Origin of the sequence: Albibacillus kandeliae (assembly GCF_003116585.1) — a bacterium.
GTDB lineage: Bacteria > Pseudomonadota > Alphaproteobacteria > Rhodobacterales > Rhodobacteraceae > Albibacillus > Albibacillus kandeliae.
The window spans coordinates 391,058-411,850 of sequence record NZ_QEHM01000006.1 but is presented as its reverse complement, the minus strand read 5'-3'; the positions used below and the strand labels follow the sequence as shown (position 1 = coordinate 411,850).

Below are 20,793 nucleotides of genomic sequence, written 5' to 3'. Positions count from 1 at the left end.
GAGGTGTCGCGCGACCGGTGAACCGCCCTCGTGGCGGGGCGGACGAGCTGCGCGCGACAGTGAAGATCGCATTGGGCAAAGCCAAGAATATCCTGTTCATCATGTTCGACCAGCTGCGTTGGGATTACCTCAGCTGCTCCGGTCACAAGCACCTGAAAACGCCGAACATCGACCGGCTCGCCTCGATGGGCGTGCGGTTCACCCGGGCCTATATCCAGTCGCCGATCTGCGGATCCTCGCGGATGAGCACCTATACCGGGCGCTACGTGCACTCACACGGGGCAAGCTGGAACGGTATCCCGCTGAAGGTGGGCGAGATCACCATGGGCGACCACCTGCGCAAGGTCGGCATGAGCTGCCACCTTGTCGGCAAGACCCACATGCGGGCCGACGAGGAAGGCATGGCACGGCTGGGGATCGAACCGGATTCGATCATCGGCGCGCGGGTGTCGGAATGCGGCTTCGACGTCTTCGAGCGTGACGACGGGATGTTGCCGGAGGGGCCGGACGGGTCCTATGACCCGGACGGGGCCAGGAACTACAACGCCTGGCTGAAGGCGAAGGGTTACGAGAGCGACAACCCCTGGCACGACTTTGCGAACTCGGGGCTGGACGAGGACGGCAACGTGCTGTCGGGCTGGTTCCTCAAGAACTCGTCCGAGGCCGCGAACATTGCCGAGCCGGACAGCGAGACGCCCTACCTGACCGGGCGCGGCATGGACTTCATCGAGAGCCAGACCGGCCCGTGGTGCTGCCACCTGAGCTATATCAAGCCGCACTGGCCCTACATCGTGCCGGAACCCTATGCCTCGATGTTCGGGCCCGAGCATGTGCAGGAGGTGGTGCGCTCGGACGCGGAACGCCAGCAGGCGCACCCGGTCTTCAAGTTCTTCATGGATACCAAGGTGGGCGAAACCTTCTCGCGGCAGGATGTGCGCGAGGCGGTGATCCCCGCCTACATGGGGCTGATCAAGCAGGCGGACGACCAGATGGGCCGCCTGTTCAAGTGGCTGGAGGACACGGGCCGGATGGAGGACACGATGATCGTGATCACCTCCGACCACGGCGATTTCCTCGGCGATCACTGGATGGGGGAAAAGACCTTTTTCCAGGACAGTTCGACGAAGGTACCGCTGATCATCTACGACCCGTCGCCCGAGGCCGACGCGACGCGCGGCATGGTCTGCGACGCGCTGGTCGAATGCATCGACCTTGCCCCGACCTTCGTGGACGTGGCCGGGGGCAAACCGGCCTACCACATCCTCGAGGGCGAGAGCCTGCTGCCGATCCTGCATGGCGAACGCACTGACACGCTGCGCGACTACGTCATCTGCGAGTACGACTTTTCGGCGACCCCGGTCGCCCACCTGCACGACGTGGCGGTGCGCGACGCGGTGATGTTCATGGTGGCCGACAAGAAGTGGAAGCTTATCCATTTCGAGGGCGGTCACCGGCCGATGCTGTTCGACCTCGAGAACGACCCGGACGAACTGGTCGATCTGGGCGACCGCGAGGACCTCGCCGAGGTCATCGGCGGGATGTACGACAAGCTCTTCGAATGGACGCGGCGCCAGTCGCAGCGCACCACGCGCAGCGAGGAACAGCTGGTCGAGATGCGGACCAAGACCCGGCGGCGGGGCGTGGTGATCGGCGTTTACGACGAGAACGACACGCCGCTGGAACTGACGGTGAACTATCGCGGCCGCAAGGCGCCCGACATGCGAAACGGGCCCAAGGTCGGCTGACAGGACGACGGGGGCGGAAGAGGAGCCGCTCCCCAAACCCAGGGAGGAGACCCAATGACCAAGATTACCCGGCACTTCGGAGCGCTGTGCCTTGCCGGGGCGCTTGCCGCCAGCGGCGCCTCGGCGCAGTCGAACCTGACCGCCGAAACCGCAAGCCCGGGCAATTCGCCCCATGTCTCGGTTCTGTACCTTGCCGAAGTGGCCTCGGAGGCCGGTGTGGCGAACCTGCAGGTGCAGGAAGGCCAGACGCTGACCAACTCGGTGCTGAACGTGGCCGAGGGGCGCACCGACATCTCGTCGATGCCGCTGATCCTTGGCTTCCTGCTGGAAAAGGGCCGCGGGCCCTATTCGAAGCAGGGTGAGAAGGGCGCCGAGCTGGCCGCGAACCTGCGGGCGCTCTACCCCTACAACGCGGGGGCCTATGGCCTGATCGCGCTGGAGAGCGAGGGTATCGACAGCTGGGACAAGCTGAAGGGCAAGAACGTCTGGAACGGCCCGCCGCGCGGCGCGGCTCTGGTCAATGCGCGGCAGGCCATCGTGCTGGCGTCGGGCCTGAAGGACGGCGACGACTACACCGGGCATCAGGCCAACTGGGGCCAGCTGCCGACGACACTGGTCGATGGTTCGATGGACGCCTTCGTCTTTCCGCTGACCTTCCCCTCGGCGCGCGCCACCACCATGCAGGCGGCGGGCAACGTGGTGATCGTCTCGACCCCCAAGGACACGTTTGAGAGCGAGAGCTATCAGAACATCTTCAAGGCGCCGGGCAACGTGCCCATCGTCGTGAAGTGGGAGGACATGGGCTACGAGGACGGCAAGGGCATCCGGCTGGTCTCGGAAGACGGCACGTTCCGCGGGCTCGGCACCGCATTCACCGACGTGGTGAACAAGAGCATGCCCTTCGAGACCGCCAAGGGCCTTGTCGCAGCCTATATCGCGAACCTTGACCGTCTGAAGGCCAAGACGCCCTACATGAAGAACGTCGGGCTGGCCGAACTGACCCCCGAGCTGTCCGGCTTCTGCGGGGTGAACCCGGTCAAGTACCATCCGGGCGCCGTCGCCGCCTGGGAAGAGGCCGGTTACACCGTGCCGGACTGCGCCAAGGAATAGGACCACGCGGGGCCGGGCATGACCCGGCCCCGGCCTGAGCCTATCTTTCTGCGGGAGACATGCCATGAACGAAGCCCCTGCCGAACCGCGCGGTGTCCTGCGCGGGGTTGCCCTGACGCTGGGCCTGACGCTGGTGATAATCGGTCTGATGAACACCATGCCCTCGATCCCCGGGCTCGACGAATGGGTCGAGCGGGTGCTGGGGGACGGCATGTCGATCCGGCGCTTTCCCTACGAGTTTCTCTATCCGCTGGTCTTCGTGATCATGATGGTGGCCGTGGCCATCCAGAACTCCTTTGCCCGGGACTTCCGGGCGCGGGGCGCGGGCTGGTTCGGCTTCGGTCTGGCGATGGACATCGCGCTCGTGGTGGCCGCCGTCGCCATCGCGCTGGGCTATCTGGTGGAGATCGACAGCGTCTGCCTGATCGACCAGTTCACCGGCGAGCGGGCCGAGCTGATTGCCAAGGCGCTGCAGGAAGAGAAGGAATTCAACGAGTCCATGGGGCTGCCGCCGCCAACAAGCGTAGACGATCCCTCCTGCATCAATACGCTGGGGCTGTGGATCTTTCCGCTGGTGGCCATCGCGGTCGGTATCTTCCTTGGTTACAACGTCCGTGTCTGGGGCTTTCCGCTGGTCGCGGTGGCGATCCTGGTGGCCTGCTACACGCTGCTGACGGTGCTGATCTGGTACTGGTTCGGGGCGGACGACATCAACAAGTACCTCGTCACCAAGCTGGGCGGTGAGCCGCGACAGCTGATCGACGGACGTCCGAACATACAGGATATCCTCGTCAACAATGCGCAGGGGCTGCTGGGGCGGTTCATGGGCATCCTGATGGACACCGTGTTTCCCTACATCGTGCTGGGCTCGCTCTTTGGCGTCTCGGCCGGGGGGCGGGCGCTGATCAAGATCGCCTTTCTCTGGACCCGCAACCTGCGCGGCGGCCCGGCCCATGCGGCCATCGTCAGCTCGGCCATGTTCGGGACCATTTCGGGCGGTCCGGTGGTGAACGTCCTCTCGACCGGGGTGCTGACCATCCCGATGATGCTGAAGAGCGGGTTCAACCGGGTCTTTGCGGGCGGGATCGAGGCGGCGGCCTCCTCGGGCGGGCAGATCATGCCGCCGGTGATGGGCGTCGCGGCCTTTGTCCTCTCGGCGATGACGCTGGTGCCCTACCGGGAGCTGATCATCGCCGCCGCGCTGCCCGCGCTGGCCTACTTCGGGTGCCTGTTCCTGACCGTCGTCTTCCAGTCGCGCAAGATGGGCATCGAGCCCATCGGCGACGCGGGCGAGGACATGCGCCTGACCGGCGCCGACCGGCTGCACCTGCTGATGATCTTCGCCCCGATCTTCCTGATCCTCGTCCTGCTGCTGACCCCGAAAGAGGCCATCGGTTGCGGTCCCTTCGCCGGGATCTGGGGCGTGGAGCGGATCATTACCGAGAACGGCTGCCGGGCCGAGAACCTGCCGTGGCTGCTGCAACTGTTCCAGAATTCGGCCGGGGACGCAGGATCGGCAGGCTGGTGGGCAGCGGCGCTGCTGGTGGTGCTGTTCTTCCTCGATCACGAGATCCGGCAGGCGCCGGGCCGGATCGTCGCCGCGCTGGCCGACGCGGGGCTGCTGGTCAGCCGGCTTTACCTGATGTTCCTCGCGGTGTCGGTCATCGACTTCTGCCTGAACTTCACCGGCTTCTCGAACTACGTGGCGGTCGACATCATCTCTTGGCTGCGGGCCTCCGGCGGGGCCATCGGGGACAATGCGCTGTTCCTTTTCGTAGCACTGCTGGCAACGACCGTGATGGCGATATTGCTGGGTATGGGGATGCCGACGGTGCCGGCCTATATCAACGTCGGTCTGCTGATGGGGCCGATGCTGGTGGGGCTGGGGATCGCCAACTTCACCGCCAACATGTTCATCTTCTACTTCGCGGTGGCGAGCGCGATCACGCCGCCGGTGGCGGTGGCGGCTTTTGCCGCCTCGTCGATCACCCGGGCCGATCCGATGCGGACGGGGCTGGCGGCGGTGCGTGCGGGCGTGGTGATCTTTGTCATTCCATTCATCTTCGCCTTTTACCCGGAGCTCCTGCTGATCGACGCGGCGCAGCTGAACCCGCTGCCGGGGGGCGAGCGCTATCTGCCCGGCTATGACGGCAGCATCCACCTTGGCGGTCTGGCCTTCGTGATCCTGCGGGTTGTGGTCGCCTTCTACCTGCTGGCCAGTGTCCTGGCCCGGTTCGAGGCACGGCCGATCGGGCGGGTCGAGGGGCTGCTGCGGCTGGGGCTGGTGCTGCTGGTATTGCAGAAGTCGATCTGGCTTTGCCTGCCCGCGCTCGGCGTGTTCGCCCTGCTGCTGGTCTGGCACCGACGCCGGGGCGTGGCCGGGGAGACCGCAGCCGGAGCGGCGAGGACTTAGCGCTGGCGGGCGGCGGCGTCAGGGGCAGCCGCCCTCGGCCCAGACCTTGAGCGCGCGCTTGAACGAACCGCCCAGCGGGTGCTTCTTGTCGAGCGAGTGCTGAAGTTCGGGCGACAGGTAGGTCTGCGCCTGGGTGCAGATCCGCTCCTCGGTCCACTGGTGGCAGTTGGAACAGTGCTGCCCCTTCCAGTAGGTCTCGGGCAATCCCTCGATGGGCGGGAACAGCGGCTCGGAGTCGATCAGCTGGGCGATGGAACGCCCGTTCACCTGGGGCGTGTCCGAGGGGATGGGCGAGGTGAAGGTGACGTTTTCCAGCGTCGCGACCGGCTGCGGTGCGGCGGGGGGCTTGGGCGCGGGGCCCGTGGCGGTGCCGGGCCCCACCGGGTCGTGCCCGGACTTCTCGCGCAAGGCGACCAGTTCCTGCTGGACCATCTCGGCGAAGACACCCTTGGGGAACCGCGCGAGGTAGGCCTCGTAGGCGGCGATGGTGTTCTCCTCCCGCGCGGTCTCGAACAGGCGGACCTCGTCGTCGGAGGGGCCAGCCTCGGGTTCGGGCGCCTTTGGCACCCCGGCCAGTTCCTGTTCCATGATGTTGGAGAGCAGGCCGCGCGCCTCGCCCGCGAAGGCGGTGTCGCCGTAGCCCCGCAGGAACAGCATGATCTGCACCGGGTCGCGGGTTTCCTTGATCGACTCCCAGAACTGCTGGGCCTCGAGATCGCGCGCGGTCAGCTTCTCGCCCTCGACGAACGAGAAATCCCCGGTCAGCGAGGAGGAGTCCCACGGCGTCTGCATCCCGCCGGTCTCCTTCAACACCTCGATACGCACCTGCTTGAACATCTGTTCGATGGGCAGGCCCGGCGTCGGCATCAGCCGGGCCAGCGCGCTGGTGAAGGGGCTGTTCGATCCGGCGCCGTCCAGCGCGACGCTGCCCGGCGCGGTGGCATAGGCAAGGAAGGTGCCGGTGGGCGCCTGCATCTCGGCAAGGCCCTTTTCGTTGAAGTCGGGCAGGGCGCTGAACGGGTTGTTGCGGCAGGCGTCCAGGATCATGATGTTGGTGCGGTTCCCCGCCGAGTACATCTGGCGCAGCACCGTCTGCACGTCGAGCGCGACCAGCCCGAGGTCGGCGGCGTCGATCAGTTCGACATCGACGGGCAGCAGGTAATTCGCCCCGAAGGACTGGACCCCGTGCCCGGCGTAGTAGAACAGCCCCGTCGCGCTGCTGCCGGCCTCGCGCAGCTTGCGACCGAACTGGACGATGCCACGGGTCAGGCCGGTGCGGTCGACGTCGATCAGTTCGATCACCTCGAACCCCAGCGCCTCCAGCGTCTTGGCGATGGTCTCGGCATCGCGGGAGGGGTTGGGGAGCGTCGTGACGTGCTGGTAGTCGGAGTTGCCGACCACGAGAGCAAAGCGCGGTTCCGCCCCCAGCGGTCTGCCGAGGCACAGGATGAACAGGGCCAGGATAAGGGCCGGACGTAGTGCGAACATGGCGTCTTCCACAGTATCGCTGTGGACGGGCGAGGTGCCTCGACACCCGGTAAATTCATTCTCAAGAATGCGGCGCGAGGCGGCGGTGCCGGTCTTCAGCGGTCCCGGTGAAATCAAATTCGGAACGCCTACGAGTATAGAGGAGACGCGGCATATCGCCAGAACTACGTGAAAAGGTGATGTCGAAATGGGGTGATCACCGGAGGCGGATCAATCCCAGCCTGTCCGGGGCGGCACCGAAAACGCCCATGAGTTGAGCGTTTCGGGGCGCCGGGGTCAGCGGCGCAATGCCGATTTCATGCTGGCCTCGGGAAAGCAGGTCGCGGCGCGGCCCGTGGATTCCTGCCAGCGCCCGATGGAACGGCGGGTCTTGAAGCCGGGCAGGCCGTCGGCACCGCCGACGTCGTGGCCCATGCGCTCCAGTGCCTGCTGCATCGTCGCTACATCCGAGCGGTAGAGCGTTCCGACATTGCCCCAAGGTGCCGAGAAATCGCCGACGCCGTACTGGATGCGGTCGCCCACGTGACCGACGAAGAGCGCGTAGAGATCGCTCATGTTGTAGTCCTTCAGCACGTAGAAATTGGGCGTGACGATGAAGGCGGGGCCGTGACGGCCGGCGGGCATCAGCAGGAAGCCCTCGCCGCGCAATTCGTTGTCGGGGAAGGCGCGGCCATTCACCCGCTGGATGCCCATCGCCGCCCATTTCGAGATCGCGCGGCCCTGGTCGGGGCCTTCCAGCGTGCAGGAAACCGAGGGGGGCACCGTCACCTCGAAGCCCCAGTCGCGCCCGGACTTCCAGCCATGACGGCGCAGGTAGTTGCCGATGGAGGCGATGGTGTCGGCGTCGGAGGTCCAGATGTCCTCGCGCCCGTCGCCGTTGCCATCGGCGGCGAAGGCAAGGAAGTTGGTGGGCATGAACTGGGGCTGACCAAGCGCGCCGGCCCAGCTGCTCCTCATGCCGCGCGGGGACACGTGACCCGCCTGCGCAATCTGGAGCGCGGCGACCAACTCGTCGGTGAAATAGTCCGCGCGGGTGCTCATGAAGCCCTTGGTGCCAAGGACCTGAAAGGCGTCGTGGCGGATCGGGACCTGGCCATAGCCGCTTTCCCGGCCCCAGATCCCGAGGATGATGCGGCTCGGCACGCCGGTCTGACGCTCGACACTGGCGAGGGTGATGGCGTGGCGCTTGGCCATGCTGCGGCCGGTGCGGGTCGCGCCGTCGATCGAGCCCCGGTTGAAGTACTTCGACGGGGCGCCGAATTCGGCCTGCCGCTGGATCTTGGGTGTCTTCTGCTTGGTTCCGGGCGGCACGAGGTCGGGCAGCTCCCAGTTCAGGGTGACGCCGGAGAAGGCGGCCTCGAAGGTGTTCCGGGACACGCCCTTGGCGCGGGCGCGGGGCCAGACCGTCTGTTCCAGCCATGTGCGGAACTGTGCTTCGACCTTGGCCTTGTTCTGGGCCGGGGCCGGTCCCGCAAGGGTGAGCGCAAGCATAACAAGAAGGGCGCGCGCGGCGCGGCGAAGACCCTTTGACGGCATGAAGAACGCTCCCCTCGGTAACCCTGACGGGATCAGCCTAGAGGTAAGGCGCGCGCCTTCCAAGCATGGGATGGTGCGTCTGGCGGGGCTCCGCTGAGGGCGGGGTCAGAACTCGACTTCGAGTTCCACCACCTCGTCGGGCTCTTCCATCGCCGCGGCGATCCATTCCTTCATCGGGGCCCAGTTGTAGATGGTGTCGCAGTAGGCCTCCAGTTCGGGCTCCAGCTCGACCGCGTAGGTGCGGAACCGGGTGCAGACCGGGGCATACATCGCATCGGCGATGGTCGGTTTGCCGAACAGGAAGGGGCCGCCGTAGGTCTCGAGGCATTCCGCCCAGATTTCCTTGACCCGCTGCACATCGGGGCGGGCGCCCGAGAAGATCTTGAAGCTCTGGTGCTGCGCCTTGATGTTCATCGGCAGGGCCGAGCGCAGGTTGTAGAAGCCCGAGTGTATCTCGCCCGACACCGCGCGGCAGTGCGCGCGCGCCTTGCGGGCGCGGGGCAGCAGGTTGGCCTTGGGCTCGATCTCGTTCAGGTATTCGGCGATGGCGAGGGTATCCCAGACCTCGACCCCCGCGTGCACGAGGCGCGGCACCCGCACCGAGGGCGCGAGCAGCAGCAACTCCTGCCGGATCTCGGGGTCGTCGATGTCCACCGGCTTTTCGACGAAATCCAGACCCGCCATCTTGCACAGCAGCCAGCCCCGCAGCGACCACGCGCCATAGTTCTTTGATGTAATGGTGAGTGTTGCCTGAGCCATGCCGAGTCCTTTCGGTGCTGCACTGCAGATAATTCTGTCGCAGTGCAGCATTTTATGCACTACTTTTTTAGTGAGTCCGGTCGTCTGCCGGGTGGAAGGACGAAAAAATGCTCTACCAGATGTACCAGTGGCAGGACGACATGATCGCCCCGATGCGGGCCTTTGCGGGGCGAACCCGGTTCAACGATCTGCCCTGGACGCGGTACATGAACGGCAGCGCGCTGCGGCTGGATGCGATGATGGAGATGATCGCGCGGTTCCAGCTGACCCACGCGCGTCCACCCTTCGGGATCGAGAGCGTGCGGGTCGGCAACCGCGACGTGGCGGTGACCGAGGAAGTGGCGCTGGACCTGCCGTTCGGAAACCTGCTGCACTTTGCCAAGGACATCGACGCGCCCCAGCCGAAGGTGCTGATCGTGGCGCCGCTGTCCGGCCATTTCGCCACCCTGCTGGCGGGCACGGTCCGCACCATGCTGCAGGATCACGACGTTTATATCACCGACTGGAAGAACGCCCGCGACATCCCGCTGGAGGCGGGCGAGTTCGGGGTGGAGGACTATGTCGAGTACCTGATCCGCTTTCTCGAGGTGCTCGGACCCGAGAACAACGTGCTGGCGGTCTGCCAGCCCTGCGTGCAGGCGCTGATCGCCGTGGCGGTGATGTCGAAGGAGGATCACCCCTGCACGCCGCGCACCATGACGCTGATGGCCGGGCCGATCGACGTGCGGGAGAGCCCGACGGTGGTGAACGAACTGGCGTTCGGCAAGCCGCTGAGCTGGTTCAAGCGCAATGTGCTCGCGACGGTGCCCTACCGCTATCCGGGCGCCGGGCGGCGGGTCTATCCGGGCTTTGTCCAGCTGTTCTCGTTCATGCAGATGAACATGGAACGCCATCAGGAGCAGCACAAGAAGCTCTACGACCTGCTGGCCGAGGGCAGGGACGAGGAAGCGCGCAAGATCAAGGAGTTCTACGACGAGTATTTTGCCGTGCTCGACCTGACCGCCGAATTCTACATCGAGACCATCGACCGGATCTTCCAACGGGCGGAACTCGCCAAGGGCGAGTTCACCTACCGGGGCGACCCGGTCGAGCCCTCGGCCATCCGCAAGACCGCGCTGCTGACCGTGGAAGGCGGGCGCGACGATATCTGCTCGCTGGGGCAGACCACGGCGGCGCATGATCTCTGCTCGTCCCTGCGTCCGCACCTCAAGCGCCATCACCTGCAGGCCAACGTGGGCCACTACGGCGTCTTCAACGGCCGCCGGTGGGAACAGGAGATCTACCCGGTGGTGCGCAACATGATCCTTGCCATGGAGTAGGCCGCGCGCTGCCGGACCTGCGGCGGCGTTTTGCCATCCCGTTACATTCCCGTTGGGCTTGCACCGGAACTGAGCTAGCTCACCCGGGCAAACAGTTCGGGATGCGTCGCCTTGCACTTGTCGTCCATCGTCTATTTCCGGGCCATCGTGATCCTGCTGATCGTCGCGGGCCACAGCTATGACCTCGCCGGGATCACCGGGCAGAGCTATGCCTCGGCCTATGCGATCAACATCGTGACCGGCGGCACGGCGTTCTTCGTCTTCATCTCGGGCTACATGTTCAACCATGTCTTCGTGAAGCGATATGCCTATGGCAAGTTCATGCGCGGCAAGGTGAACAACGTCCTGACGCCCTACCTGATCTTCGCCAGCCTCGCCGCCGTGTGGTTCCTGACCCGCGACCCCGACTACGGCGCATGGGCCGTGGGCAAGTCGCATCCGCTGTGGCAGGGGGCCAAGCTGGTGGCGACCGGCAACGTAATGGTGGCCTACTGGTTCGTGCCCTTCATCATCGTGATGTTCGCACTGTCGCCGCTGCACTACCTCTTTGCCAAGGCGCCGGGCCGGGTGCAGGCCGCGGTGGTGGCGGTGACGCTGGTGCTGGGTCTGCTGGCATATCGCCCGGTGGCGAACCTGAACGTGATCCAGTCGGTCGTCTACTACACGCCGGTCTACCTGATCGGCATCCTGACCTCGGTCTACCGCGAGCCGTTCCTGAACTGGGTGCGGGGCAAGGAGCCCCTGCTGATCGTCGCATCGCTGGCCCTTGTCGCCGTCCAGACGGCGGTGACCGTCCCCGGCAACGCGGTCAAACCGATGTTCGAACTGGCCCCGCCGGATATCATGCTGATCCAGAAGCTGCTGATCTCGCTGACCCTCTTTGCCGTGCTCGAGCGCTGGTCGGACTGGTCGTCGCCCCTGCTGGTCAGGGTGTCTGACATGAGCTTTTCCATCTTCTTCCTCCACCCCATCGGACTGCTGATCCTCGGGGCGCTGGGACATACCCGCGTGACCGGGCTGCCCTGGGTCGATCTGTGGCTGGTGACGGCGGTCAACGTTGCCTTCTGCATGGCGATCGCGGGCGGGATCAAGCTGGTGCTGGCCGGGAACAGCCGCCGGGTGGTGGGCTACTGAGGCCCGTCGAAGCTGTAGCCGAACCGCCCGATGTCCTCGGCGCAGGCGGTGGCGACCGCCTCGGCGGTGCGGTCGGTGTAGTAGCTGCGGAAGTCGGCACGGCGCTCGGACCGGTTGGCGTGGGGCAGGGCGAGGTCGAACCCGAGGTGTGCCGCGAGCGGAGCTGAATCCTCCTCGAAGTGTTCGAGCCGGATATAGGCGTGGCACTGTTCGCGCCCGTCCGAGCGGCGCATGTAGCTGGCGGCGGGGCCGGCGCGGAACGAGCTGCGGGTGGCGGGCGCTATCACGAAATCGGCGAAATCGGAGCTCCGCGCCAACGATACGGCAGGGTGGGCAAAGGACTGTTGGCGCAGCCAGTGGTAATAGCTGACCATCCGGTCCCAGGGGTTCCTGACAAGGGTAAAGGCAAAGAGCCCGTCGAGCACCTCGTCGGTCACCAGCCCCTCGATGTCTTCCAGCGTCGAATGCTTCCACAGCCGCCCGCGCGCCTCGATCCCCTGCACGCGCTTGCGCCGTTGGCGGGCTTTTGGCGTGTCGCCGAGCATGATGTCGTCCTTCATCGCACGCTCTTCCAGCGCCAGGGCAAGCGAGGTGCCCCCGGTCTTGGGAATGTGGATGAAGACGTAGCGGCGGCCGGGGCTGAGGATCATTGCATAACGCTAGGGCCGGGCCGCCGGATTGTCATCCGGCAAATCGGCGATGCCCGCGCCGTGCCGGTTCTGCGACCTGCTTTGCCGCGTTGGGGGATTGCGCAGCCCCCGCGCGACGTGTCAGCTTGGCGGCGGAACAAAGCCGAGGCCGCGCCACATGAGCACATGCGTTTTCATCCAGATCCGATGCAAGCCGGGGACCACCTACAAGGTCGCCGAGGAAATCGCGCTGAGGGAAATCCATTCCGAGCTCTATTCCACCAGCGGCGACTACGATCTGCTGATGAAGCTCTACATCCCCGAAGGTCAGGACGTTGGCTATTTCATCAACGATAACCTGCTGGTTATCGAGGGAATCGAGCGCTCGCTGACCACGATGACCTTCAAGGTCTTCTGACCGAACCACCTGACCGCCCACCTGCCGAATCCCTGTCTGCGCCGGACGCCCTCCGCGCGGGGTGATGGGCTGTCCGGTTCGGCCCCCCGGGGCGCGCAGGATTCGATCAAAATGTATGCTGCTGGCCGGTGAAAGCTGTCCCCGCGACCCTTCCGGCGTGCAATTTCGAAACTCTCTCTTCCCAAACAATATGCATTTGGATATTTCTGGGCTGTACCCACCCGGGAAGGAAGGAAGACTCATGGCCGAGCGGTCATTCAAGAAGGAAGTCGAACAGCTTCGTATCGGAGCGGGCGAAGTCTTTCGCGGCGAGGGGATCCTCGCGATCACCAAGGCGCTGCTTGAGAATGGGGTCGGCTATGTCGGCGGCTATCAGGGCGCGCCGATCAGCCACCTGATGGACGTGCTGGCCGATGCCGAGGAGCTGATGGGCGAGCTGGGTGTCCGGTTCGAAGCCAACGCCTCGGAGGCCGCCGCCGCCGCCATGCTCGCCGCCTCGGTGCAATATCCGATTCGCGGCGCTGTGACCTTCAAGGGGCCGGTGGGCGCCAACGTGGCCTCCGACGCGCTGGCCAACCTCGCCTCGGGCGGGGTGACCGGCGGCGCGCTGATCATCGTCGGCGAGGACTACGGCGAAGGCTCGTCGATCATGCAGGAGCGCAGCCATTCCTTCGCGACCAAGAGCCAGATGTGGCTGCTGGACCCGCGCCCGAATCTGACCTCGCTGACCCAGACCGTGAAGCACGGGTTCGAGCTGTCGGAGGCGTCGAATACCCCGGTGATGATGCTGATGCGGATCCGCTCGTGCCACGTGCACGGGGCCTTCGTGGCCGGCGAGAACCGCAAGCCCGAGCTGAGCGTCCGCGACGCGCTGTCCAATCCGCGCCGCGACACCAAGCGTATCGTGCTGCCGCCCTATTCGTACATGCACGAGCAGGAAAAGATCAGCCAGCGCCTGCCAGCGGCGATGGAGTACATCCGCAAGAACAAGCTGAACGAGCACTTTGGCCCCGAACAGGGCAAGGTCGGGATCGTGGTGCAGGGCGGCATGTACAACGGCCTGATCCGCGCGCTGCAACGGCTTGGGCTGGCCGATGTGCACGGCGAGACCGAGTTGCCGCTCTACGTGATGAACGTGGCCTATCCGGTGATGGAGGACGAGTTCCTCGACTTCTGCGCAGGCAAGGATGCGGTCCTGATCGTCGAGGAAGGCCAGCCGGATTACCTTGAACAGGCGTTCCGCGCGATCCTGCACAAGGCGGGCAACAACCCGGTCCGGATCGAGGGCAAGGGCATGCTGCCGATGGCGGGCGAATACACCGGCAAGGTGATGCTGGAGGCGCTGGAAGGGTTCCTGCGCGCCCATGCCGCCGACCTGCTGCCCGCCCGCAAGCGCGCGCCGAACCGGCCCGAGGATGCCGACGATGTGCCCGACCTGTCCAAGATCGTGCCGATCCGTCCGCCCGGGTTCTGCACCGGCTGTCCGGAACGTCCGATCTTCGCCGCGATGAAGCTGGTGGAGGAGGAACTGGGCCAGCACCAGATCTCCTGTGACATCGGCTGTCACCTGTTCTCGATCATGCCACCGTTCGAACTGGGCGGCACCACGATGGGCTATGGCCTCGGCCCTGCCTCCAACGCCGCGTTTGACGGCGGCGGCGAGCGGCGCCCGGTCAGCTTCGTGGGCGATGGCGGGTTCTGGCACAATGGTCTGACCTCCTCGATCGGCAACGCGGTCTTCAACAAGTCCGACGGTGTCACGGTCATCGTCGACAACTACTACTCGGCCGCGACCGGCGGGCAGGACGTGCTGTCGAGCCGGGCCAGCAACGCGACCAAGCAGACCAAGAACCCGATCTCGAAGGCAATCGAGGGGATCGGGGTGAAATGGGTCCGCCAGATCGACCGGACCTATGACGTGGGCAAGATGCGCGCCACCATCAAGGAAGCGCTGAGCACCGATCACGAGGGCCCCAAGGTCATCGTCGCCTCGTCGGAATGCATGCTGAACCGGCAGCGCCGCGAGAAACCCCTGATGGCGCAGGCCATCAAGGAAGGCCGCCGCGTCGAGAAGCCAAAGTTCGGCGTCGACGAGGATGTCTGCACCGGCGATCACGCCTGCATGCGGTTGTCGGGCTGTCCCTCGCTGACGCTGAAGATGCCCGAGGATCCGCTCAAGGACGATCCGGTCGCCCATATCGACACCTCCTGCGTCGGCTGCGGCAACTGTGGCGAGGTGGCGGACGAGGCGGTGCTCTGCCCGTCGTTCTACCGCGCCGACCTCGTGCACAATCCCTCGGGCTTCGAGAAGTGGTGGGCCGGGGTGAACAGCAAGGCAATTGGCTGGCTGCAACGCCGCCGCGCCGCGAAACGCCTGACGTGGATCGAAACGATGGAGCCCGCGGAATGACCCAGATGGAACAGATCCTCCCGGCCGGGCAGCGCGATTTGCGGGTCGACCAGATCATCAAGCTTGCCGTGCTCGCCGTGGGCGGGCAGGGCGGCGGGGTGCTGTCGAACTGGATCGTCGCGGTGGCCGAGCGCAACGGCTACGCGGTGCAGTCCACCTCGGTCGCGGGCGTGGCCCAGCGGACCGGCGCGACGATCTACTATGTCGAGATGCTGCCGGAATCCGGTGCGCAGCCGGTGTTCTCGCTGGCGCCCGCCGAGGGCGACGTCGACATCCTGATCGCCGCCGAGATGATGGAGGCGGGCCGGGCGATCATGCGCGGCTTCGTGACGCCGGACCAGACGACGCTGATCGCCTCGACCCACCGCAACCTCGCCACGGTCGAGAAGGTGGTGCCGGGCAGCGGGATCTCCGACAGCGCGACCGTGCGTGAGGTCGCGGAGAAATCCGCCAAGACCTTCATCGCCTTCGACATGGAGGCGCTGGCGCTCAAGGCCGGGTCGGTGATCTCGGCCAGCCTGTTCGGCGCACTTGCCGGTTCCGGCGCGCTGCCGTTCGAGATCGAGAGCTACCGCGAGACCATCCGCGCCTCTGGTCGGGGCGTCGAGAAGTCGCTGGCGGCCTTCGACCTTGCCTGCGAGGCCGCGCTCGAGCGGCGCCGCGACCCCGAGGTGGTCCCGCCGAAGGCACGTCCGCTGACGGCGGACGGTCCGGCGCGGCAGGTCAAGCAACTGGAGGCGCTCGGTGCGCGCCTTGCGGCGCTGCCGCTGCCCGCGCAGGACATGGCCAAGGCCGGTCTGCGCAAGGTGGTGGATTATCAGGACCTGGCCTACGGGACCGAGTACCTTGACCGGCTGGATGCCGTCGCGGCGGCGGATACGGCGGCGGGCGGGGCCGAGCATGGCTTTGACTTTACCCTGAACGCGGCGAAATACATCGCGAATGCAATGTGTTACGACGATATCCTGCGGGTGGCCGACCTCAAGACCCGTGGCACGCGCTTCGAACGCGTCGCCGCCGAGGTCAGCGCGCGCCCCGAGACGCTGGTGCAGGTAACCGAGTTCGTGCATCCGGGGGCGGCGGAGTTCGTCAGCCTGATGCCGCGCTGGCTGGGGGCCGGGATCGAGAAGAGCCCGGGCCTCTACAAGCTGATCGACCGGATGGTGAACAAAGGGCGCCGCATGCGCTCGGACCGGATGGTGCCGTTCACGATGCTCTACTTCATGGGCGGCTTGCGCCACTGGCGCCGCGCGCTGCTGCGCCACAGCCGCGAGATGGCGCACATGCAAGTCTGGCTGGACACCGCGCTGGCGCGTCTGCCCAAGGACTATGCCTTTGCCACCGAGACGCTGAAGGCGCGCCGCCTGATCAAGGGCTACAGCGACACCCATGCGCGGGGCCTTGGCAAGTTCGACCGCGTGATGCAGGGCGGTGCGCTGGTCGCGGCGCGGCAGGACGCGGGCGACTGGATGGGCCGGCTGATCGCGGCCGCGCTCGCGGATCCGAAAGGCGAGGCGCTGGATGGCGCGCTGGCCACCATCCGCTCGTTCGTCACGCCGGATACGGAAATCACTGCAAGGGCCTGATGGCCCTTGCCCGCCGAGGTCAATTCGGCATATTTATTTCAACCTTAAAATTTCTTGCCTGAAGCAATCCGAGCTGCAGGCGGGAATGGTCCGCTGCCAATGGAGGATGCATATGGCCACCATCACCGTTCACCCCGAGGGCTGGAAGCCCGCCAAGGGCTATGCCAACGGCATGATCGGCGAGGGCCGCGTGCTCTTCGTCGGCGGGCAGATCGGCTGGACCGCCGACCAGGTCTTCGAGGCCAAGGACTTCATCGGCCAGATGCGCCAGGCCCTGCTGAACATCCGTGAGGTCGTCGAGGCCGCCGGCGGTTCGGTCGCCGATATCACCCGGCTGACCTGGTACGTGACCGACAAGGCGGAATACGTCGCGAAACAAGCCGAAGTCGGCATGGCCTATCGCGATGTCATGGGCTATCACTTCCCGGCCATGACCATGGTCGTGGTGTCCGCACTGGTCGAGGACGAGGCGAAGGTCGAAATCGAGGCCACCGCCGTACTGTCCTGATCGGGGCGGACCAGGGAACGCGACGCGGGGCTGGTGGGACCAGGGGCCAGCGCGTCGCGGTCGGGGAGGGGAATTCACTCGGATCGTTCCGGCTTTCGGACGATCCCCCAGACCCCGACCAGGAGCCCCTGATGACCAGCGCCTTCACCCTTCCCGTCAGTGTCAGCTTTGGCCACTGCGATCCGGCCGAGATCGTCTATTATCCCAACTACTTCCGCTGGTTCGACCGATGCTTTCACACCTTCCTCGCCGAGCGCGCGGGCGGGCACCGGGCGATCTGCGCGGCCTTGGGGGCCAAGGGCATCGGCCTGATCGACCTTGGCGCGAACTTTCCCTCGCCGACTACCGAGGGCGACGAGCTGATGCTGAGCATGTCCATCGAGGAATGGGGCCGCAAGACGCTGCGCCTGCGCTACGAAGGCCGGGTCGATGACCGGGTTGTCGTGCAGGGGCACGAGTTGCGCGGCCTCTTCGTTATGCGGGACGGCAAGATGCGCGCCGCCGAGATGGCGCCGCTGCGCGAGATGCTCGAGACCGGCGCCGCCGCCTGAGCGGCGCGGCTCAGACCCCCGGCGAGGGGACGCAGACCACCAGAATGCGCGCGTCGCGGTCGCCGTCGGACGCGTAGAGGTGGCCCACCGAGCTGTCGAAATAGATGCTGTCTCCGGCATTCAGCAGCACTGGCTCGCGCCCCTCGACGAAGACGGTGACAGACCCGTCGAGCACCACGAGGAACTCCTGCCCGGGGTGGCGGACGAAGTCCTCGAACTGCACGAATTCCCGCGCCTTGAGTGAGCCCATCATCGGGGTCATCGCCTTGTTCCACATGTCCGGGAACAGCATCTCGTAGACGTAGTTCGGGGTCTCCTGCCGCTTGAACTCTCCCTTGCGGGCGACGGCAAAGCTGCCGGGTTCAAAGCTGTGCCCCTCGGCATGGAACAGCGCGGCAAGGTCGACGTCGAGCCCGCGCGCGAGTTGCGACAGCCGGTCATACGTCAGGGAGATCACGCCCCTCTCGGCCTTGGAAATGGTCGAGATGGCAAGGCCCGAACGCTGCGAGACATCCGTGAGGGTCCAGCCGCGATCCTGCCGCAGCTGGCGCAGGCGGCGGCCGAAATCGGCGCGGGCGTTCGGGGCGTCGAGGGTATCTGTCATGGCGGCAGTTTACTTCCAAATCACTGGAGAGCCAAGAATTTTTCCGATAGGAAAATTTTTGTTTTCCGATTGGAAAACCGGTGCTAGGCTCCCCTTCAGAATAGGGAATCCGGGAAGGGACGATGGCGCAGGAAGACGTGCGGGCAGATTTCATCGTGATCGGGGCGGGGATGGCCGGGGCCTCCGTGGCGGCCGAGTTGTCGCGCGAGGCAAGGGTGGTCCTGCTCGAACGCGAGACGCAGCCGGGCTATCACACCACGGGCCGGTCCGCCGCCCTGTTCACCGTCGCCTACGGGCCTCCCGTGATCCGCGCCCTGTCGCGCGCCAGCCATGCCTTCTTTCGGGGCGAGGGACCGGGCGAGCCGCCGCCGGGTCTGGTGCGTCCGCGCGGTGTGCTGTTCATCGCCCGCGAGGATCAGGCCGAGGCGCGGGAAGAATTGGCGGACGAACTGGGCGATGCGGTGACCCCGGTGCCGGCCGACGAGGCGCGCCGCATGGTTCCGATCCTGCGCGAGGGTTATGTCGCCTCGGCGATGAGCGACCCGCTGGCCGCCGATATCGAGGTGCACGGGCTGCACCAGCATTACCTGCGCGCCTTCCGCGCCCGTGATGGAGCGCTGCACCTCAAGACCGAGGTGCTGGGGCTCGAGCAAAACGGCGGCGACTGGTCGGTCGAGACCCGTCAGGGCACCTTCCGGGCGCCCGTGGTGATCAACGCGGGCGGGGCATGGGCCGACGAACTGGCGCGCATGGCCGGGGTCGCCCAGCTGGGGCTGCGGCCCCTGCGCCGGACGGCACTGCTGGTGGCGCCTCCGGCGGGAGTGGTGCCGGACGCCTGGCCGATGGTCGTGGATGTCGACGAGGATTTCTACCTGAAGCCCGACGCGGGCAAGCTGCTGCTGTCGCCCGCCGACGAGACACCGGCGCCGCCCTCGGACGCGCAGCCCGACGAGATGGATGTGGCGATCTGCGTGGACCGCATCCAGGGGGCGTTCGACCTCGAGGTCCGGCGTATCGAGCACAAGTGGGCGGGGCTTCGGAGCTTCCTGCCCGACAAGATGCCCGCCGTGGGATATGACGCCGGGGCGCCGGGGTTCTTCTGGCTCGCCGGGCAGGGGGGCTATGGCATCCAGACCGCGCCCGCGATGGCGCGCGCCGCAGCGGCGCTGGCGCTGGGCCGCGATCTGCCGGGCGACGTGATTGACGAGGGCGTCTCTCGCGCCCTGCTCGCACCCGGCAGGGAGGGCCTCGCCGTATGATGATGCTGGTCGGACTTGCGGCGCTGCTGTTCCTGTTCTCGGGGCTGGCCATCGCCTACGTGATCGGCGGGGCGGCGGTGCTGGCCTTCGTGGCCACCGACAACACGCGCTACCTCGCGATCATGCCGCAGCAGATCTTCTCCAAGATCGACGTCTTTGCCCTGATGGCGATGCCGCTCTTCATCCTCGCGGGCGAGCTGATGAACCGGGGCGGGATCACAGGCGCGCTGATCAACCTGTCGATGGCGCTGGTGGGCCGGGTGCGGGGCGGGCTGGGGCACGTCAACATCCTGACCTCGGTCTTCTTCGCCGGGATCTCGGGATCGGCAGTTGCCGATGCGGCCGCGCTCTCGAACACGCTGGTGCCCGAGATGACGCGGCGCGGCTACACGCTGACCTATGCCAGCGCGGTCACTGCCGCCTCGTCGATCATCGGGCCGATCGTGCCGCCCTCGATCGTGCTGATCTTCTACGGAGCACTGATGGGCACATCGGTCACCGCGCTCTTCCTTGCCGGGATCATCCCGGGGCTGGTGCTGGCGGCGGCGCTGCTGGCGGTCAACGCGGTCTATGCCGCGCGGCAGGATCACCCGCGGGTCGAGAAGGCCGACATGCCGCCCTTCCTGCCCACACTGGTGCATTCGCTGCCTGCCATGTCGCTGCCGATCATCATCCTCGGCGGTATCGTCTTCGGCTGGATGACCCCGACCGAGGCTGCCGGTGTCGCAGTCTTTGCCGCGCTTGGTGCCGGGTGGTTCTATTCCGGGCTTTCGGCGGGCGCGGTGCTGGAGGCGCTGCGGCGCACGGCCATCCTTTCGGGCTCGATCTTCGTCATCATCTGCGCGGTGTCGGTGCTGGGCCACCTCGGTGCGTTGCAGAGAATCCCCGAGGCGATCTCGGGCATGGTGGCCGATCTGGGGCTGGGCCCCGCCGGATACATGCTGGTGATGAACGTGATCTTCCTGTTGGCGGGCATGGTCCTCGATATTCCCGTGGCACTGGCCCTGCTGGTGCCGCTGCTGGCGCCGGTCGCGCTGGAGCAGGGGGCCGACCCGGTGCACCTTGGCATCGTGCTGTGCTTCAACCTCTGCATCGGGTTGGTTTCGCCGCCGATGGGGGGCTGCCTGCTGGTGGTCTCGACCGTTACCGGCGTGAACTACTGGAAGCTGGCGCGCGCGGTGATCCCCTTCGTGCTGACGCAGGTTCTGGTGCTGGTGCTGCTGGTGAAGGTACCCGAACTGAGCCTGTTCCTGCCAAGGGCCTTCGGCCTGTCGGTCGGAAGCCCATGAGAGACGAGCGACAACGATAACAACACGAATGAACC

Annotated in this window: 17 protein-coding genes; 12 read left to right on the top strand and 5 right to left on the bottom strand. The window is 66.1% G+C overall.

The annotated features are described in order from the left end of the window. Positions 1 to 71 precede the first annotated feature (71 nt). The 3 genes from DDT93_RS15320 to DDT93_RS15310 all read left to right on the top strand — a co-directional run bounded on the left by DDT93_RS15320 (position 72) and on the right by DDT93_RS15310 (position 5,268). Positions 72 to 1,745: a sulfatase-like hydrolase/transferase gene (locus tag DDT93_RS15320; protein ID WP_109466715.1), complete on the top strand. Its 1,674-nt coding sequence runs from the start codon at positions 72 to 74 to the stop codon at positions 1,743 to 1,745. A gap of 54 nt (positions 1,746 to 1,799) precedes the next feature. Further along, positions 1,800 to 2,855, top strand: coding sequence for a TAXI family TRAP transporter solute-binding subunit (locus tag DDT93_RS15315; protein ID WP_109466714.1), 1,056 nt, complete (start codon positions 1,800 to 1,802; stop codon positions 2,853 to 2,855). A gap of 64 nt (positions 2,856 to 2,919) precedes the next feature. Then, the gene (locus DDT93_RS15310; protein ID WP_232825467.1) at positions 2,920 to 5,268 is read left to right on the top strand and encodes a TRAP transporter large permease subunit; all 2,349 of its coding nucleotides are present in this window, start codon (positions 2,920 to 2,922) and stop codon (positions 5,266 to 5,268) included. Positions 5,269 to 5,286: 18 nt separating this feature from the next. Here DDT93_RS15310 and DDT93_RS15305 read toward each other — a convergent pair whose 3' ends face one another. From DDT93_RS15305 to DDT93_RS15295, 3 genes are all read right to left on the bottom strand, one after another. Next, positions 5,287 to 6,756, bottom strand: coding sequence for a caspase family protein (locus DDT93_RS15305; protein ID WP_109466713.1), 1,470 nt, complete (start codon positions 6,754 to 6,756; stop codon positions 5,287 to 5,289). Between the two features lie 276 nt (positions 6,757 to 7,032). After that, positions 7,033 to 8,292 (bottom strand): lytic murein transglycosylase, encoded by a 1,260-nt coding sequence (locus DDT93_RS15300; protein ID WP_109466712.1) that lies wholly within the window; start codon positions 8,290 to 8,292, stop codon positions 7,033 to 7,035. A gap of 105 nt (positions 8,293 to 8,397) precedes the next feature. Further along, complete coding sequence (locus DDT93_RS15295) at positions 8,398 to 9,051, bottom strand: glutathione S-transferase family protein (protein WP_109466711.1); 654 nt, start codon at positions 9,049 to 9,051, stop codon at positions 8,398 to 8,400. A gap of 107 nt (positions 9,052 to 9,158) precedes the next feature. On the opposite strand from DDT93_RS15295, the gene DDT93_RS15290 reads away from it, so the two are divergent. Together DDT93_RS15290 and DDT93_RS15285 are read left to right on the top strand one after the other, a co-directional pair. After that, complete coding sequence (locus DDT93_RS15290; RefSeq protein WP_109466710.1) at positions 9,159 to 10,370, top strand: polyhydroxyalkanoate depolymerase; 1,212 nt, start codon at positions 9,159 to 9,161, stop codon at positions 10,368 to 10,370. A 111-nt stretch (positions 10,371 to 10,481) separates the two neighbouring features. Then, the gene (locus DDT93_RS15285; RefSeq protein ID WP_109466709.1) at positions 10,482 to 11,504 is read left to right on the top strand and encodes an acyltransferase family protein; all 1,023 of its coding nucleotides are present in this window, start codon (positions 10,482 to 10,484) and stop codon (positions 11,502 to 11,504) included. Here the strand turns inward: DDT93_RS15285 and DDT93_RS15280 are convergent. Next, positions 11,498 to 12,154, bottom strand: a complete 657-nt coding sequence (locus DDT93_RS15280; protein WP_109466708.1) for a sulfotransferase family 2 domain-containing protein — start codon at positions 12,152 to 12,154, stop codon at positions 11,498 to 11,500. The two genes, DDT93_RS15285 and DDT93_RS15280, sit on opposite strands and share 7 nt — an antisense overlap. A 157-nt stretch (positions 12,155 to 12,311) precedes the next feature. Between DDT93_RS15280 and DDT93_RS15275 the strand changes: the two genes are divergently transcribed. The 5 genes from DDT93_RS15275 to DDT93_RS15255 all read left to right on the top strand — a co-directional run bounded on the left by DDT93_RS15275 (position 12,312) and on the right by DDT93_RS15255 (position 17,606). Then, positions 12,312 to 12,551 (top strand): Lrp/AsnC family transcriptional regulator, encoded by a 240-nt coding sequence (locus DDT93_RS15275; RefSeq protein ID WP_109466707.1) that lies wholly within the window; start codon positions 12,312 to 12,314, stop codon positions 12,549 to 12,551. Positions 12,552 to 12,792: 241 nt separating this feature from the next. Then, a complete protein-coding gene (locus tag DDT93_RS15270; protein WP_109466706.1) occupies positions 12,793 to 14,961 on the top strand; it encodes a thiamine pyrophosphate-dependent enzyme in 2,169 nt (722 codons plus the stop codon). Then, positions 14,958 to 16,547 (top strand): indolepyruvate oxidoreductase subunit beta family protein, encoded by a 1,590-nt coding sequence (locus DDT93_RS15265; protein WP_198654861.1) that lies wholly within the window; start codon positions 14,958 to 14,960, stop codon positions 16,545 to 16,547. The genes DDT93_RS15270 and DDT93_RS15265 overlap by 4 nt, the downstream gene beginning before the upstream one ends. Before the next feature lie 112 nt (positions 16,548 to 16,659). Further along, on the top strand, positions 16,660 to 17,055 hold the full coding sequence (locus DDT93_RS15260) for a RidA family protein (RefSeq protein ID WP_109466704.1): 396 nt from the start codon (positions 16,660 to 16,662) through the stop codon (positions 17,053 to 17,055). A gap of 131 nt (positions 17,056 to 17,186) precedes the next feature. Next, positions 17,187 to 17,606: an acyl-CoA thioesterase gene (locus DDT93_RS15255; RefSeq protein WP_109466703.1), complete on the top strand. Its 420-nt coding sequence runs from the start codon at positions 17,187 to 17,189 to the stop codon at positions 17,604 to 17,606. Between the two features lie 10 nt (positions 17,607 to 17,616). Here DDT93_RS15255 and DDT93_RS15250 read toward each other — a convergent pair whose 3' ends face one another. Beyond that, positions 17,617 to 18,210, bottom strand: a complete 594-nt coding sequence (locus DDT93_RS15250; protein ID WP_109466702.1) for a helix-turn-helix domain-containing protein — start codon at positions 18,208 to 18,210, stop codon at positions 17,617 to 17,619. A gap of 122 nt (positions 18,211 to 18,332) precedes the next feature. Here DDT93_RS15250 and DDT93_RS15245 point away from each other — a divergent pair, with 122 nt between their 5' ends. Beyond that, positions 18,333 to 19,469: an NAD(P)/FAD-dependent oxidoreductase gene (locus DDT93_RS15245; RefSeq protein WP_109466701.1), complete on the top strand. Its 1,137-nt coding sequence runs from the start codon at positions 18,333 to 18,335 to the stop codon at positions 19,467 to 19,469. Beyond that, positions 19,466 to 20,758 (top strand): TRAP transporter large permease, encoded by a 1,293-nt coding sequence (locus DDT93_RS15240; protein ID WP_109466700.1) that lies wholly within the window; start codon positions 19,466 to 19,468, stop codon positions 20,756 to 20,758. The genes DDT93_RS15245 and DDT93_RS15240 overlap by 4 nt, the downstream gene beginning before the upstream one ends. The last annotated feature ends 35 nt before the right edge of the window (positions 20,759 to 20,793 follow it).

Bases quoted from the DNA above. Each gene is read 5' to 3' on its own strand.
- DDT93_RS15315 (WP_109466714.1), top strand. From the start codon at position 1,800: ATGACCAAGATTACCCGGCACTTCGGAGCGCTGTGCCTTGCCGGGGCG.
- DDT93_RS15310 (WP_232825467.1), top strand. From the start codon at position 2,920: ATGAACGAAGCCCCTGCCGAACCGCGCGGTGTCCTGCGCGGGGTTGCC.
- DDT93_RS15305 (WP_109466713.1), bottom strand. From the start codon at position 6,756: ATGTTCGCACTACGTCCGGCCCTTATCCTGGCCCTGTTCATCCTGTGC.
- DDT93_RS15300 (WP_109466712.1), bottom strand. From the start codon at position 8,292: ATGCCGTCAAAGGGTCTTCGCCGCGCCGCGCGCGCCCTTCTTGTTATG.
- DDT93_RS15295 (WP_109466711.1), bottom strand. From the start codon at position 9,051: ATGGCTCAGGCAACACTCACCATTACATCAAAGAACTATGGCGCGTGG.
- DDT93_RS15290 (WP_109466710.1), top strand. From the start codon at position 9,159: ATGCTCTACCAGATGTACCAGTGGCAGGACGACATGATCGCCCCGATG.
- DDT93_RS15280 (WP_109466708.1), bottom strand. From the start codon at position 12,154: ATGATCCTCAGCCCCGGCCGCCGCTACGTCTTCATCCACATTCCCAAG.
- DDT93_RS15275 (WP_109466707.1), top strand. From the start codon at position 12,312: ATGAGCACATGCGTTTTCATCCAGATCCGATGCAAGCCGGGGACCACC.
- DDT93_RS15270 (WP_109466706.1), top strand. From the start codon at position 12,793: ATGGCCGAGCGGTCATTCAAGAAGGAAGTCGAACAGCTTCGTATCGGA.
- DDT93_RS15265 (WP_198654861.1), top strand. From the start codon at position 14,958: ATGACCCAGATGGAACAGATCCTCCCGGCCGGGCAGCGCGATTTGCGG.
- DDT93_RS15260 (WP_109466704.1), top strand. From the start codon at position 16,660: ATGGCCACCATCACCGTTCACCCCGAGGGCTGGAAGCCCGCCAAGGGC.
- DDT93_RS15255 (WP_109466703.1), top strand. From the start codon at position 17,187: ATGACCAGCGCCTTCACCCTTCCCGTCAGTGTCAGCTTTGGCCACTGC.
- DDT93_RS15250 (WP_109466702.1), bottom strand. From the start codon at position 18,210: ATGACAGATACCCTCGACGCCCCGAACGCCCGCGCCGATTTCGGCCGC.
- DDT93_RS15245 (WP_109466701.1), top strand. From the start codon at position 18,333: ATGGCGCAGGAAGACGTGCGGGCAGATTTCATCGTGATCGGGGCGGGG.
- DDT93_RS15240 (WP_109466700.1), top strand. From the start codon at position 19,466: ATGATGATGCTGGTCGGACTTGCGGCGCTGCTGTTCCTGTTCTCGGGG.